Source organism: Comamonas sp. GB3 AK4-5 (assembly GCF_041320665.1).
In the GTDB taxonomy this organism is placed as follows: Bacteria; Pseudomonadota; Gammaproteobacteria; order Burkholderiales; family Burkholderiaceae_C; genus Comamonas.
The window spans coordinates 4,018,918-4,033,255 of sequence record NZ_CP166730.1; the positions used below are offsets into that span (position 1 = coordinate 4,018,918).

General features: G+C 62.4%; 15 protein-coding genes. 10 read left to right on the forward strand and 5 right to left on the reverse strand.

Annotated features, from left to right (window positions below):
- Positions 1–135: 135 nt before the first annotated feature.
- The 3 genes from ACA027_RS17985 (at position 136) to ACA027_RS17995 (ending at position 3,483) form a co-directional block, all read left to right on the forward strand.
- Complete coding sequence (locus ACA027_RS17985; RefSeq protein ID WP_370679563.1) at positions 136–2,031, forward strand: PhoH family protein; 1,896 nt, start codon at positions 136–138, stop codon at positions 2,029–2,031.
- Between the two features lie 3 nt (positions 2,032–2,034).
- Positions 2,035–2,439, forward strand: a complete 405-nt coding sequence (locus tag ACA027_RS17990) for a hypothetical protein (RefSeq protein ID WP_370679564.1) — start codon at positions 2,035–2,037, stop codon at positions 2,437–2,439.
- Between the two features lie 252 nt (positions 2,440–2,691).
- On the forward strand, positions 2,692–3,483 hold the full coding sequence (locus ACA027_RS17995) for a hypothetical protein (protein WP_370679565.1): 792 nt from the start codon (positions 2,692–2,694) through the stop codon (positions 3,481–3,483).
- A gap of 57 nt (positions 3,484–3,540) precedes the next feature.
- On the opposite strand, the gene dnaB is transcribed toward ACA027_RS17995, so the two are convergent.
- The 5 genes from dnaB to rpsF all read right to left on the reverse strand — a co-directional run bounded on the left by dnaB (position 3,541) and on the right by rpsF (position 6,676).
- Entirely contained in the window at positions 3,541–4,980 is a 1,440-nt protein-coding gene (gene dnaB / locus ACA027_RS18000) for a replicative DNA helicase (protein WP_370679566.1), read from the reverse strand.
- Positions 4,981–5,228: 248 nt separating this feature from the next.
- Complete coding sequence (gene rplI / locus ACA027_RS18005) at positions 5,229–5,681, reverse strand: 50S ribosomal protein L9 (RefSeq protein WP_370679567.1); 453 nt, start codon at positions 5,679–5,681, stop codon at positions 5,229–5,231.
- A gap of 12 nt (positions 5,682–5,693) precedes the next feature.
- Positions 5,694–5,975 carry a 30S ribosomal protein S18 gene (gene rpsR / locus ACA027_RS18010; protein ID WP_370679568.1) on the reverse strand — a complete coding sequence of 94 codons (282 nt, stop codon included), beginning with the start codon at positions 5,973–5,975 and terminating at the stop codon, positions 5,694–5,696.
- 18 nt (positions 5,976–5,993) lie between these two features.
- Complete coding sequence (gene priB, locus ACA027_RS18015; protein WP_370679569.1) at positions 5,994–6,284, reverse strand: primosomal replication protein N; 291 nt, start codon at positions 6,282–6,284, stop codon at positions 5,994–5,996.
- 29 nt (positions 6,285–6,313) lie between these two features.
- Positions 6,314–6,676 carry a 30S ribosomal protein S6 gene (gene rpsF / locus ACA027_RS18020; protein ID WP_370679570.1) on the reverse strand — a complete coding sequence of 121 codons (363 nt, stop codon included), beginning with the start codon at positions 6,674–6,676 and terminating at the stop codon, positions 6,314–6,316.
- A 255-nt stretch (positions 6,677–6,931) separates the two neighbouring features.
- Here rpsF and grpE point away from each other — a divergent pair, with 255 nt between their 5' ends.
- The 7 genes from grpE (at position 6,932) to leuD (ending at position 14,326) form a co-directional block, all read left to right on the forward strand.
- On the forward strand, positions 6,932–7,480 hold the full coding sequence (gene grpE, locus ACA027_RS18025) for a nucleotide exchange factor GrpE (RefSeq protein ID WP_370679571.1): 549 nt from the start codon (positions 6,932–6,934) through the stop codon (positions 7,478–7,480).
- 93 nt (positions 7,481–7,573) lie between these two features.
- Positions 7,574–9,514: a molecular chaperone DnaK gene (gene dnaK, locus ACA027_RS18030; RefSeq protein WP_370679572.1), complete on the forward strand. Its 1,941-nt coding sequence runs from the start codon at positions 7,574–7,576 to the stop codon at positions 9,512–9,514.
- A gap of 102 nt (positions 9,515–9,616) precedes the next feature.
- Positions 9,617–10,756 carry a molecular chaperone DnaJ gene (gene dnaJ / locus ACA027_RS18035; protein ID WP_370679573.1) on the forward strand — a complete coding sequence of 380 codons (1,140 nt, stop codon included), beginning with the start codon at positions 9,617–9,619 and terminating at the stop codon, positions 10,754–10,756.
- A gap of 325 nt (positions 10,757–11,081) precedes the next feature.
- Positions 11,082–12,017 carry a LysR family transcriptional regulator gene (locus ACA027_RS18040; protein WP_370679574.1) on the forward strand — a complete coding sequence of 312 codons (936 nt, stop codon included), beginning with the start codon at positions 11,082–11,084 and terminating at the stop codon, positions 12,015–12,017.
- A 48-nt stretch (positions 12,018–12,065) separates the two neighbouring features.
- Complete coding sequence (gene leuC, locus ACA027_RS18045; protein WP_370679575.1) at positions 12,066–13,487, forward strand: 3-isopropylmalate dehydratase large subunit; 1,422 nt, start codon at positions 12,066–12,068, stop codon at positions 13,485–13,487.
- Positions 13,488–13,521: 34 nt separating this feature from the next.
- Positions 13,522–13,647, forward strand: coding sequence for an entericidin A/B family lipoprotein (locus ACA027_RS18050; RefSeq protein ID WP_291590461.1), 126 nt, complete (start codon positions 13,522–13,524; stop codon positions 13,645–13,647).
- 22 nt (positions 13,648–13,669) lie between these two features.
- Entirely contained in the window at positions 13,670–14,326 is a 657-nt protein-coding gene (leuD, locus tag ACA027_RS18055; RefSeq protein ID WP_370679576.1) for a 3-isopropylmalate dehydratase small subunit, read from the forward strand.
- The last annotated feature ends 12 nt before the right edge of the window (positions 14,327–14,338 follow it).

The window sequence follows — 14,338 nt, forward strand, 5'->3', positions numbered from 1 at the left end:
GCCGCTAGATGTGCATAATGGGTCCATGCGTTTGTGCTTCGTGCCCTGCATTCCCTTCATCCGCTCCAAAGCCGCCTGGGTTCCTGACCCGGCGGCTTTGTGCTTTTCCAGCCCTGACATCAAGGCCTGAACACCATGCCCCTGCCTCCCGCACCGACCCGCCGCGCCTCCCGGCTCGCCAAGGAAGCTTTTGACGCGCCCATGCGCGCCACCAAGCGCGCGGCCGCCTCCCTGGCTGAAGCGGTGGATGACGACGCCATCGCACCCAGCGCAAGCCTCCCTGTCGCAAGCAAGGCTCCCGCCGCTCCTGCGGCCGGACGCAAGACGGCGACCAGCAAAGCCCACAGCGCAAGCCCTGCCGCCAACGGGGACAAGACCAACCCCAGCCGCGCCACCACGGCAGCCGCCCAAAGCCTGGCCCGCCAACGCGCCGCCTTGCTGAGCCCCGCCCCCGCCATGCCTGCAGCGCCCGCTGTCGCTGCGGCCGCCCCCGCCAAACCCACGGTGACAGCGGCCGCCGCACCGGCAGCCAAGCCTGCAGCGCCCCGCAGCCGCCAGGCCGTCGAGCCCGCCGCCGCAGCGCCCGCCCCCGCTGGCAACACTGGCCGCGGCAAGACCCACAAGAAGCGCACGGGCACCACCACCTTGTTTGTGCTGGACACCAATGTGCTGCTGCACGACCCGACCAGCCTGTTCCGCTTCGAGGAACACGACATCTACCTCCCCATGGTGGTGCTGGAAGAGCTCGACGCCCACAAAAAGGGCATGACCGAAGTGGCGCGCAACGGCCGCCAGGTGAGCCGCACACTGGATGCCTTGGTCGCCGCACAGGAAGACACCGACCTGGGCGCCGGCCTGCGCCTGAATGCCACGGGCAACAAGAGCAGCACCGGCCGCCTGTACTTCCAGACCGAGCCGCTGGACTACCACCTGCCCACCAGCCTGCCGCAAGGCAAGGCCGACAACCAGATCCTGGGCGTGGTCGAAGCCCTGCGCAGCCACAAGCAAGGCCAACAGGAAGTGGTGCTGGTGTCCAAGGACATCAATATGCGCGTCAAGGCGCGCGCCCTGGGCCTGCCCGCCGAGGACTACCAGAACGACAAGGCCCTGGACGACGGCGACCTGCTGTACTCCGGCGCCCTGGCCCTGCCCCAGGATTTCTGGGACAAGGCCGGCAAAAAGGTGGAGAGCTGGCAGGAGTCCGGGCGCAGCTTCTACCGCATCACGGGCAGCTTTGCGCAGCAGCTGATGATCAACCAGTTCGTCTACTACGAAGCACCGGGCGCATCCAGCCTGTATGCGCGCGTGGTGGAGATCCGCGACAAGACCGCCGTGCTGGAGACACTCAAGGACTACGGCAGCAGCAAGCATGCCGTATGGGGCGTGGCCACGCGCAACCGCGAGCAGAACTTCGCCATGAACCTGCTGATGGACCCCGAGGTGGACTTTGTCACCCTCACCGGCACGGCCGGCACCGGCAAGACACTGATGGCTCTGGCCGCCGGCCTGACCCAGGTGCTGGACGAGCGCCGCTACACCGAGATCATCATGACCCGCGCCACCGTCAGCGTGGGCGAGGACATCGGTTTTCTGCCCGGCACCGAGGAAGAGAAGATGGGCCCCTGGATGGGCGCCCTCGACGACAACCTGGAGTTCCTGGCCAAGGGCGATGGCGGCAATCCCGGCGAATGGGGGCGCGCAGCCACCAATGAGCTGATCCGCAGCCGCATCAAGATCAAGAGCATGAACTTCATGCGGGGCCGCACCTTCCTGAACAAGTACGTCATCATCGACGAGGCGCAGAACCTGACGCCCAAGCAGATGAAGACCTTGATCACCCGTGCCGGCCCCGGCACCAAGATCATCTGCATGGGCAATCTGGCCCAGATAGACACCCCCTACCTGACCGAGGGCAGCTCGGGCCTGACCTTTGCGGTGGACCGCTTCAAGGGCTGGCCACACAGCGGCCATATCCAGCTGGCCCGCGGCGAGCGCTCGCGTCTGGCGGACTTCGCCAGCGAGGTGCTGTAAGCCATGGCCTTCTGGGTTAGCGCACTGAAAATGGTGCCATGGGGCGATGTCATCCAGGCAGCGCCCCATGTACTCAAGGCAGCCAAGGGGCTGCTGAAAAAAACCGATGAGGCCGATGCAGCCGCAGCGGGCGAAGCAGCTGCCGCCATTGGCACGCCTTTGGTGGGCACACCCCACAACGCCGGCGAGCTGGCGCTGCAGCATGTCGTCCAACTGGAGGCCCGCGTGGCCCAGCTGGAGCAGGCGCAACGCGCCTCGGCCCAGCTCATCCAGCAAATGGCCGAGCAGCAGTCGCAAATCGTGCAGACCGTGGGCCTGCTGCGCACCGGCGCCACCCGCCTGGCCTGGGCCTGCGGGATACTGGGCATCGCCGTGGTGGGCTTGCTAATCCATCTCTGGCGTGGCTAAACGCAGCCCCAGCACAACGAAAAGGCCCTATCTGTGCATAGGGCCTTTTCACATCTGCAGCCAGCAGCATTAGCGCCCTCCACTTCACACCCCAGCTGCCATAGATATGCCACCCAGCCTAGGCCAAGGCATGGGTTTTGCCGCCCGCTTTTTGGACGATAGGCCACCGCGTTTGCGCTTAAGGTTGCGCCCTAAGAACGTGCTCACGATCTAAACCCTGGCTCCATTTCATTGCCGCTTCCGACACCGACTATGCAAGACTTCTTCCGCAACACCGATATGTACTCATGGATATTGCTGGTTTCCATTTTCAGCGGGCTGGGGCTTGCCGCCTTCCTGGGAAAGTACACCTGGGGCCGCAAATTCAAGCGTGATGCCGTGGCGGAAGATGAGCTGAAAATCGTGCTGGGTGCCACCCTCTCTCTTTTTGGCCTGTTGATCGGCTTCATCCTGTCATTCGCCATTGGCGGCTACAACACACGCGTGGCGGCAGAAGAGAACGAAGCCATTGCCGTGGGCAATGCATTCCAGCGCACCACCCTTTTGCAGGAAAGCCACCAGGGGCAAGCCAAGCAAATACTGCAGGACTACCTGACGCTGCGCATTCAGTTCTTTGACGCCGAGGACGATGCGCACCGTGCCCAGACCCGCATGGAATCCATTCGCATGCAAACCCGCATGTGGACGCTGATCAGCAAAATCGCCAAGAACGACCCCAACCCCGTCATCGCCACAGCGCTGAATGCCTGCAATGAGCTGTACACGGCCCAGCAAAAAACCATGGCCAGCTGGCGGCACCAGATTCCCAGTGCAGCCTGGGCGATATTGATCTTCTTTGGCCTGTGCTCCAACTTCCTGATTGGCTACAACATCCGAGGCAGCAGCGGACGCAACACCCTGATCTTCGTCATCCCGGCCGTGACGGCCCTGGCCTTGTTCATGATTGCCGAGATTGATGTGCCTGGCAAAGGCCTGATCCACGTCACCCCCGACAACCTCAAGGCCGTGCAGGTCACGGTTGCCAGTGGCGGCCTCATGCCCTGACGCGGTAAGTGCTGCGCGTCCGTGCAGCACATGTCCTGCTACTGGTGCGCTACGCGCTCAATACTCGCCACCGGTGTCATAGCCCATGGCCAGGTTTTCAAAGCGCGTCTGGTTCTTCTGGAAGAACAGCTTCACCGTGCCCGTGGGGCCGTTACGCTGCTTGCCGATGATGACTTCGGCAATGTTCGGCTCTTTCGAGTCCTTGTTGTAGTAGTCATCGCGGTAGATGAACATGATGATGTCCGCGTCCTGCTCGATGGCACCGGATTCACGCAGGTCGGACATCATGGGGCGCTTGTCGGTGCGCTGCTCCACCGATCGGTTCAGCTGGGACAGCGCAATCACCGGGCACTGCAACTCCTTGGCCAGCATCTTCAAGCCCCGGGAGATTTCACCCAGCTCGGTGGCACGGTTGTCGCTGCTGCCGGCGCCGGAGCCACTCATGAGCTGCAAATAGTCCACCACGATCAGACCCAGCTTGCCGCACTGGCGTGCCAGGCGCCGGGCATTGGCGCGCAACTCGGAAGGGGTCAGGCCTGGTGTTTCATCGATATGCAGGCTCACGGTGCGCAGGCGCTCGATGGCCTCGGTCAGGCGCGGCCATTCCTCATCGGTCAGCTTGCCGGTGCGCAGATTGCCCTGATTGACCTTGCCGATGGAGCCCACGATACGCACCGCCAACTGGGCGGCGCCCATTTCCATAGAGAAGATGGCCACGGGCAGGCCTTCATTCAGCGCCACATGCTCGGCGATATTCACCGCAAACGAGGTCTTGCCCATGGAAGGGCGCGCGGCCAGCACCACCATGTCACCGGCCTGCAGGCCCGAGGTCATGCGGTCCAGATCGGCAAAGCCCGTGGGCACGCCAGTGACGTCCATGGGGTTATCCGCCATGTCCTGCACGCGGTCCAGCAGGTCCACCACCAGGGTGTCCAGGGACTGAAAGCCCTGCTTCATGCGCGAGCCTTCTTCGCCAATGGCAAAGATCTTCTGCTCGGCCTCATCCAACACACGCTCCACCGGCTTGCCCTGGGGATTGAAGGCATTGGTGGCGATCTCGTCGCTGGCCGTCACCAGCTTGCGCAAGATCCCGCGCTCGCGCACGATTTCCGCATAGCGGCGGATGTTGGTGGCGCTGGGCACATACTGGGCCAGCTGGTTCAGATACAGCAGGCCGCCGATTTCCTCGGCCTTGCCCATGCCCTGCAGATGCTCATACACCGTGATCACGTCCGCCGGCTTGGAGGCGTTGATCATCTTGCTGATGGCTTCAAAGATCAGCTGGTGCTCGTGGCGGTAGAAGTCCCCCTCCTTGAGCAGGTCGCCCACACGGTCCCAGGCGCTGTTGTCCAGCAGCAGCCCTCCCAGCACACTGGATTCCGACTCCAGCGAATGCGGCGGCACGCGCAGCTGCGCCACCTGCAAGTCGCCCGCACCTGCCGCAGCAGAGGCGCCAAAAACATCATCGGTATCCAAAGGAGGCATCACGGAAGACATGGGGTTCCCAAACGAATCAAGCCTTGATCGTAGCGCCGCCGGCGCACTCCGTCATCCGGCAAGGCCATGCCAGCGCCATTGGCCGGCAACGGGAGCATCAGGCCGATGTAAAACTCCCGAAAAATGAGCAAGTACCGCGCTCTCCAACTGCTTTACAGGCCTGTTTGGCATGCAAAGCGGTGCTGCGCGCAAAACAAAAGCCGCCCAAGGGCGGCTTTTGTGACGGACCGAAAAGATCGGTGCGAAGCTTAGGCGTGATCGCCGGCCACTTCCACGTTCACTTCCACGATCACGTCGGTGTGCAGCGCCACTTCCACGGTGGAAGCGGACACGGTCTTGATAGGACCGTTGGGCATGCGCACTTGCGACTTGTGCACTTCGAAACCGGCCTTGACCAGCTCAGCAGCCAGGTCGTGGTTGGTGACGGAGCCGAACAGACGGCCATCCACACCAGCCTTTTGGCTCATGGCGATGGTGAAGCCGTTCAGCTTCTCGCCCACGGCTTGTGCAGCCACCAGCTTCTCAGCAGCAGCCTTTTCCAGTTCAGCGCGCTTGGCTTCGAACTCGGCCTTGGCGGCTTCGGTCGCACGGCGGGCCTTGCCAGTGGGGATCAGGAAGTTGCGAGCGAAGCCGTCCTTGACTTTGACGATCTCACCCAGGTTACCCAGGTTCACAACCTTGTCGAGCAGAATGATTTGCATGGTTGTGGCTCCTTAGATCTTGTGCTGGTCGGTGTAGGGCAGCATAGCCAGGAAGCGAGCGCGCTTGATGGCGGTGTTCAGCTGACGCTGGTAGATGGCGCGCGTGCCGGTCAGGCGTGCGGGGATGATCTTGCCGTTTTCAGCGATGAAGTCACGCAGGGTGTCGACATCCTTGTAATCGATCTCAACCACACCGGCCACGGTGAAGCGGCAGAAACGCTTGCGCTTGAACAGCAGCGACTGGTTGTTGCGCTTGGGGCGCTTGTCTTTGTTGAATTTCTTGAACGTGGCCATTGCTGGACCTCTTGAAAATTAATTTTGTTGAATGTCTTGGATGTGGAGCACCACAGACTTGCTGTTGCGCGGCGTGGCCAGAAAGCCCTGGAACTTCCAGCTGCTTCCCGGAGCCTGGCGAGCGAGTCGCTCTGCCAGAGCACCGAAGGCCACCGCCTTCACCGTTGCCACCACCTTGCGGGCCGTACCGGCTTCTTGCTGCTGCGATTCGTGATCGAGTCGCAGGTCCAAAGCGGGCAATCCGGCGGGCGTGTAGCGCAAAGGCTGAACCTCGGCGATACAGGCAGTCAAGGCAACGTGGTTTTCCACTCCCAAGGGATCAGGGACTACCGATCAGCTCAGGCCTGTTCGGCTTGGCTGGCCTTGCGGGCTTCTTCACGCTCGACGGTCTTCATCATCGAAGAGGCGGTCGTATCGGCCTTCTTCTTTTGAACCGTCAGGTGACGCAGCACAGCGTCGTTGAACTTGAAGGCATGCTCCAGTTCAGCCATCACAGCCTGGTCGGCTTCGATGTTCAGGCACAGGTAGTGAGCCTTGGCGAGCTTGTTGATCATGTAGGCCAGCTGACGACGGCCCCAGTCTTCTTCGCGGTGCACTTGACCGCCGCCGGCGGTGATCATGCCCTTGTAGCGCTCCAGCATGGCCGGAACTTGCTCGCTTTGATCCGGGTGGATCAACAAAATGATTTCGTAATGACGCATGAAAACTCCCTTTTGGGTTAGGCCCCCCGCTGCGCCTGTAGCGGTGTGGCAAGGTAAAACGATCGATTATAGACTCAGGCAGGTTTCGCTGTACAGTTGCCCACCACAAAATCCCCTGCGACTCCCCGGTCCATAGGCCGGATACCGCTCTGTCCCTTGTGGCTGTGCATCGCCTGGCGCCCTTGAAATCACCCGGCCTTGCCCCCACGGTAATAGGCATCTTTCCTTTTTCTTTCACCCTTAGACACTGCATCCATGTCCGATCAGAACACCAACCCCACCCCGGCTGACGCCTCCACCGAAGAAGTGGAGGCCGCCATGGCTGCCCATGCCACCGGCGAAATGGAACGTCTGCAGGCGGAGCTGGCCGAGCTGAAAGCCAAGAGTGCAGAGCTGGCTGACCAGTTCCTGCGTGCCAAGGCCGAGGCCGAAAACGCCCGCCGCCGCGCCGAGGAAGACGTGACCAAGGCCCGCAAGTTCGGCATCGAAAGCTTTGCCGAAAGCCTGCTGCCCGTCATTGACAGCCTAGACGCCGCACTCGCCATTCAGAACGCCACCCCCGAGCAACTGCGCGAAGGCTCTGACGCCACGCTGCGCCAACTGACCTCGGCGCTGGAGCGCAACAAGGTGGTGGCCATCAACCCCGCCGCCAGCGACAAGTTCGACCCCCACCACCACCAGGCCATCTCCATGGTGCCTGCAGAGCAGGAAGCCAACACCGTGGTCACCGTGCTGCAAAAGGGCTACCTGATCGCCGACCGCGTGCTGCGCCCGGCCCTGGTCACTGTGGCCGCCCCCAAGTAAGCAAAAAAATTAACCCTACTGGCTTGAAGCCCGGGGAAGTACCCCGACTTAAGGGCCAATCCAGTAAATATTTCACCAATTCGGAGCCTCAAAATGGGAAAAATCATCGGTATTGACCTGGGCACGACCAATAGCTGCGTCGCCATCTTGGAAGGCAACACCACCAAGGTCATCGAAAACAGCGAAGGTGCGCGCACCACGCCGTCCATCATTGCTTACCAGGAAGACGGCGAAATCCTGGTGGGTGCCTCCGCCAAGCGCCAGGCCGTCACCAACCCTCGCAACACCATCTACGCCGCCAAGCGCCTGATCGGTCGCAAGTTCGACGAGAAGGAAGTGCAAAAAGACATCAACCTGATGCCTTTTGAAATCGTCAAGGCCGACAACGGCGACGCCTGGGTGCAAGTGCGCGACCAGAAGCTGGCCCCGCCCCAGATCAGCGCCGAAGTGCTGCGCAAGATGAAGAAGACCGCCGAGGACTACCTGGGCGAGGCCGTGACCGAGGCCGTCATCACCGTGCCGGCCTACTTCAACGACGCACAGCGCCAGGCCACCAAGGACGCAGGCCGCATTGCCGGCCTGGAAGTCAAGCGCATCATCAACGAGCCCACCGCTGCAGCCCTGGCCTTTGGCCTGGACAAGAGCGGCAAGGAAGACCGCAAGATCGCCGTGTACGACCTGGGCGGCGGCACGTTTGACGTGTCCATCATCGAAATCGCTGACGTCGACGGCGAAAAGCAGTTCGAAGTGCTGTCCACCAATGGCGACACCTTCCTGGGCGGCGAAGACTTCGACCAGCGCATCATCGACTACATCATCGGCGAGTTCAAAAAGGAACAAGGCGTTGACCTGTCCAAGGACGTGCTGGCCCTGCAGCGCCTGAAGGAAGCCGCAGAAAAGGCCAAGATCGAGCTGTCCAGCTCGGCCGCCACCGACATCAACCTGCCCTACATCACCGCCGACGCTTCGGGCCCCAAGCACCTGAGCCTCAAGCTGACCCGCGCCAAGCTGGAGTCGCTGGTGGACGAGCTGGTCGAGCGCACCATTGCGCCCTGCCGCACCGCCATCAAGGATGCTGGCATCTCGGTGTCCGACATCGACGACGTGATCCTGGTCGGCGGCATGAGCCGCATGCCCAAGGTGCAGGAAAAGGTCAAGGAATTCTTCGGCAAGGATCCCCGCAAGGACGTGAACCCTGACGAAGCCGTGGCCGTGGGCGCTGCCGTGCAAGGCCAGGTGCTGGGTGGCGAGCGTTCCGACGTACTGCTGCTGGACGTGACCCCGCTGTCCCTGGGTATCGAAACCCTGGGTGGTGTCATGACCAAGATGATCACCAAGAACACCACCATCCCGACCAAGTTTGCCCAGACCTTCTCCACCGCCGACGACAACCAGCCGGCCGTGACCATCAAGGTCTACCAAGGCGAGCGCGAGATGGCATCCGGCAACAAGATGCTGGGCGAGTTCAACCTGGAAGGCATCCCGCCCGCAGCCCGTGGCGTGCCCCAGATTGAAGTGGCCTTCGACATCGACGCCAACGGCATCTTGAACGTCTCTGCCAAGGACAAGGCGTCCGGCAAGGAAAACAAGATCACCATCAAGGCCAACTCCGGTCTGTCCGAAGATGAGATCCAGCAAATGGTCAAGGATGCGGAACTGAACGCAGCCGAAGACAAGAAGAAGCTGGAAATCATCCAGGCCCGCAACCAGGGCGAAGCCGCCGTGCACAGCGTCAAGAAGAGCATGGGCGAGCATGGCGACCAGCTGGACGCCGGCGAGAAGGAAAAGATCGAAGCGGCGATCAAGGACCTGGAAGAAGCCCTGAAGGGTGAAGACAAGGCCGCCATCGACGAAAAGACCACAGCCCTGATGACCGCCAGCCAAAAGCTGGGCGAGAAGATGTACGCTGACGCGCAAGCTGCCGCCGGTGGCGCAGCAGGTGCCGAGGCTGCAGCCGGTGGCCAGCAACAAGCTGCTTCCAGCACCGGTGACGACGACATCGTCGACGCCGAAGTCAAGGAAGTGAAAAAGTAATTTGTCATTGACGCAGCGGCCGCATGGACCGCCTGCCGCCGCGCCCCATCCCCCGTTTCGGGGGTGTGCGCGGCTTTGTTGTTCTTGAGAGACTCACCGAATATGTCCAAACGCGACTACTACGAAGTGCTGGGCGTTGCCAAAAGCGCTTCGGACGATGAAATCAAAAAGGCCTACCGCAAGCTGGCCATGAAGCACCACCCTGACCGCAACCAGGGTGAGAAGGCCAAGCAAGCCGAGGAGCAGTTCAAGGAGGTCAAAGAGGCCTACGAGATGCTGTCCGACGCCCAGAAGCGCGCGGCCTATGACCAGTACGGCCATGCCGGCGTGGACCCCAACCGCGGCATGGGCGCAGGTGCGGAAGGCTTTGGCGGTTTCGCCGAGGCATTTGGCGACATTTTTGGCGACATGTTCGGCCAAAGCCGTGGGGGGGCCCAGGGCCGTGGAGGCCGCCAGGTCTACCGTGGCAACGACCTGAGCTACGCCATGGAAATCACGCTGGAAGAAGCGGCCAAGGGCAAGGACGCCCAGATCCGCATCCCCAGCTGGGAAAACTGCGACACCTGCCACGGCAGCGGCGCCAAGCCCGGCACCCAGCCCAAGACCTGCACCACCTGCGGTGGCCAGGGCTCGGTGCAGATGCGCCAGGGCTTTTTCAGCGTGCAGCAAACCTGCCCGCATTGCCGCGGCACGGGCAAGATCATTCCCGAGCCCTGCTCCAGCTGCCATGGCCAGGGCAAGCTGAAAAAGCAAAAGACGCTGGAAGTGAAGATCCCCGCCGGCATCGACGACGGCATGCGCATCCGCAGCATGGGCAACGGCGAGCCGGGCACCAATGGCGGCCCTGCAGGCGATCTCTACATCGAGATCCGCATCAAAAAGCACGACATCCTGGAGCGCGACGGCGACGATCTGCACTGCCAGGTGCCAGTGAGCTTCATCACCGCCGCCCTGGGTGGCGAGATCGAAGTGCCCACCCTGCAAGGCAAGGCCGCCATCGACATCCCCGAAGGCACCCAAGCCGGCAAGCAGTTCCGCCTGCGCGGCAAGGGCATCAAGGGCGTGCGCTCCAGCTACCCCGGCGATCTGTACTGCCACATCGTGGTGGAAACCCCGGTCAAGCTCACCGAGCACCAGCGCAAGCTGCTGCGCGAGCTGGAAGACTCGCTCAAAAAGGGCGGCCCCCGCCATTCCCCCAGCGGCGCCAGCTGGACCGACAAGCTCAAGAGCTTTTTCAGCTGATAGTCCCAGGACGCAGGCCTGTGCACCATGCACCGCGCCTGCCCTCACCCCCAGAAAACGCAGCCCCAGGGCTGCGTTTTTTCATAGCAGCCATCGCTGACGGGCTCTACATCTTCGACTAAAAATAACCGGAGATAAAAGCCACAAAAGCGATAGCCGCTTCGCTTTTGTGAGCAGCCATGCGGCAAGCCCGCGCCAGCCGCGATGCCCTCCCCCACCGCCGGCCACACAAGACATCGCGTTTGACGATGACGACAAGGTGATTTACCATGGAAAATCACCAACACTTCTCCAAACGAGAAGATAACAACGCACTCCCCCCGCCATGAGAAATTCCGAGCGCAGTTTTGCGCGCCGCATCGACCTGACTTCGCTGCAGCTGTTTGTCGCTGTGTGCGAGCTGGGCAGCATTGGCCGTGCTGCCGAGCGCGAATACATTGCCGCCTCCGCCGTCAGCAAGCGCCTGTCCGACCTCGAAGCCGCCGTCGACACGGCCCTGCTCTACCGCCACAGCCGTGGCGTCACCCTGACCCCCGCCGGCGAAAGCCTGCTGCACCATGCGCGCAATGTGCTGTATGGGCTGGAGCGCATGCAGGGCGAGCTGAGCGAGTACGCCGAAGGCGTGCGCGGCCATGTGCGCATGCACGCCAATATCTCGGCCATCGTGCAGTTTCTGCCCGAAGACCTGGGCGAATTTGCCCGCATGCACAGCCAGATCAAGATTGACCTGCAAGAGCACTTAAGCCCCGACGTGATCAGCGCCGTGGCCGAGGGCACGGCCGACATCGGTATCTGCTCCATGAGCGCCGGCAGCGACAGCGGCCTGCAAAGCAAGCCCTACCGCAGCGACCGCCTGATGCTGGTCTGCCCCGAGAACCACCCGCTGGCCGAGCGCGAAAGCCTGGCCTTCAGCGAGGTGCTGGATTGGGACGTGGTGGGCCTGCATGGCGGCAGCTCCATCAGCCTGGCCATGCGCGGCGCGGCCGCCCGCTCCGGCCAGCCTCTGCACCAGCGCATTCAGGTGACCAGCCTGGACGCCATGTGCCGCATGATCGACAACGGCCTGGGCGTGGGCCTGGTGCCGGACCGCGCCTTCGAGCTCATGCACGGCGTGGGCCAGCTGCGCGCCGTGCCCCTGACCGATGCCTGGGCGCAGCGCATGCTCAGCCTGGTGGCCCGCGACTTTGACACCCTGCCCGTCACGGCACGGCTGTTGGTGGAGCATCTCAGCCGCTCTGCTCCCGCCGCCGCTGCGCAGTAGCAAGTTAGCATTCACATATTCACAAAAACCAGTAACCACGAGCACACCATGGGACGCACCCTCTACGACAAGATCTTTGATGAGCATGTCATCCACACCGAGGAAGACGGCACCGCCATCCTGTATATCGACCGCCACCTGGTGCACGAAGTCACCAGCCCCCAGGCCTTTGAAGGCCTGCGTGAGGCCGGCCGCAAGCTGTGGCGCATCAGCTCCGTGGTGGCCACGGCCGACCACAACACGCCCACCACCGGCTGGGAGCGCGGCTATGACGGCATCGAAGATCCGATCAGCAAGGAACAGATCACCACGCTGAACAGCAACATCACCGAGTTCGGCGCGGCCGCCTTCTTCCCCTTCATGGACAAGGGCCAGGGCATCGTGCACGTCATGGGCCCCGAGCAAGGCGCCACCCTGCCCGGCATGACCGTGGTCTGCGGCGACAGCCACACCTCCACCCATGGCGCCTTTGGCGCGCTGGCCCACGGCATCGGCACCTCCGAGGTCGAGCATGTGATGGCCACCCAGACCCTGCTGGCCAAAAAGGCCAAGAACATGCTCATCAAGGTCAATGGCAAGGTCGCCCCCGGCGTGACGGCCAAGGACATTGTGCTGGCCATCATCGGCAAGATCGGCACGGCCGGCGGCACGGGCTACACCATTGAATTTGCCGGCGAAGCGATTCGCGACCTCTCCATCGAAGGCCGCATGACGGTGTGCAACATGGCCATCGAAGGCGGCGCCCGCGCCGGCCTGGTGGCCGTGGACGAAAAAACCATTGCCTATGTGAAGAACCGCCCGCTGGCCCCCAAGGGCGTGGAGTGGGATGCGGCCGTGGCCTATTGGAAGACGCTGCACTCCGACGTCGATGCCAAGTTCGACAGCGTGGTGGAACTGAACGCCGCCGACATCGTGCCCCAAGTCACCTGGGGCACCAACCCCGAGATGGTGCTGGGCATAGACGCGCGCGTGCCCGATCCCGACAAGGAAAAAGACGCCAACAAGCGCGGCGCCATCGAGCGCGCCCTGAGCTATATGGCCCTGGAGCCGGGCAAGCCGCTGAACGACATCTTTGTTGACAAGGTGTTCATTGGCTCCTGCACCAACAGCCGCATCGAAGACATGCGCGAGGCCGCCGCCGTGGTGAAGAAGCTGGGCCAGAAAGTGGCCAAGAACATCAAGCTGGCCATGGTGGTGCCCGGCTCCGGTCTGGTGAAAGAACAGGCCGAGCGCGAAGGCCTGGATGCCATCTTCAAGGCCGCAGGCTTTGAGTGGCGCGAGCCCGGCTGCAGCATGTGCCTGGCCATGAACGCCGACCGCCTCGAGCCCGGCGAGCGCTGTGCATCTACCAGCAACCGCAACTTCGAAGGCCGCCAGGGCGCCGGTGGTCGCACCCATTTGGTCAGCCCCGCCATGGCGGCGGCTGCGGCCATCCATGGCCACTTTGTCGACATCCGCAAGTTCGCTTAAAACTGCTCCACACCCTCACTCAGCGAGCCACACCATGAAGCCCTCTATCTCGATTCTGTTGATCGGCCTGGCCTTCACCCTGGGCGCCTGCAACACCGTTCAAGGCCTGGGCCAGGACGTGCAAAAAGCAGGCAACGCCATCGAGCGCGCGGCGCGCTGACCCTCTAGAACATTTGACCGCCATGCAAAAATTCACCGTGCACAAGGGCCTGGTGGCCCCCATGGACCGCGAGAACGTCGACACCGACGCCATCATTCCCAAGCAGTTTCTGAAGTCGATCAAAAAGACCGGCTTTGGCGTCAATGCCTTTGACGAGTGGCGCTATCTGGACCAACCCGGCCAGCCTGGCGTGCCCGAGTCGGCCCGCAAGCCCAACCCCGACTTTGTGCTCAACCAGCCGCGCTATCGTGGCGCCAGCGTGCTGATTGCGCGCAAGAACTTCGGCTGCGGCTCCAGCCGCGAGCACGCGCCCTGGGCGCTGGATCAATACGGCTTTCGCGCCATTTTGGCGCCCAGCTTTGCCGACATCTTCTTCAACAACTGCTTCAAGAACGGCCTGCTGCCCATCGTCCTGCCCGAGGCCACGATTGACCTGCTGTTCCATGAGATCCAGGCCTTCCCCGGCTACGAGCTGACGATTGACCTGGAGCGCCAGGTGATTGTTCGTCCCCAGGGCGAAGAGATCGCCTTTGACGTCATTCCTTTCCGCAAATACTGCTTGCTCAATGGCTTTGATGACATCGGCCTGACGCTGCGCCACAAGGACAAGATCCGCGCTTTCGAGGCCGAGCGCCTGGCGCAAAAACCCTGGCTGTCGCACAGCCTGGTGCAGGGCTGAACCCATTTCTAT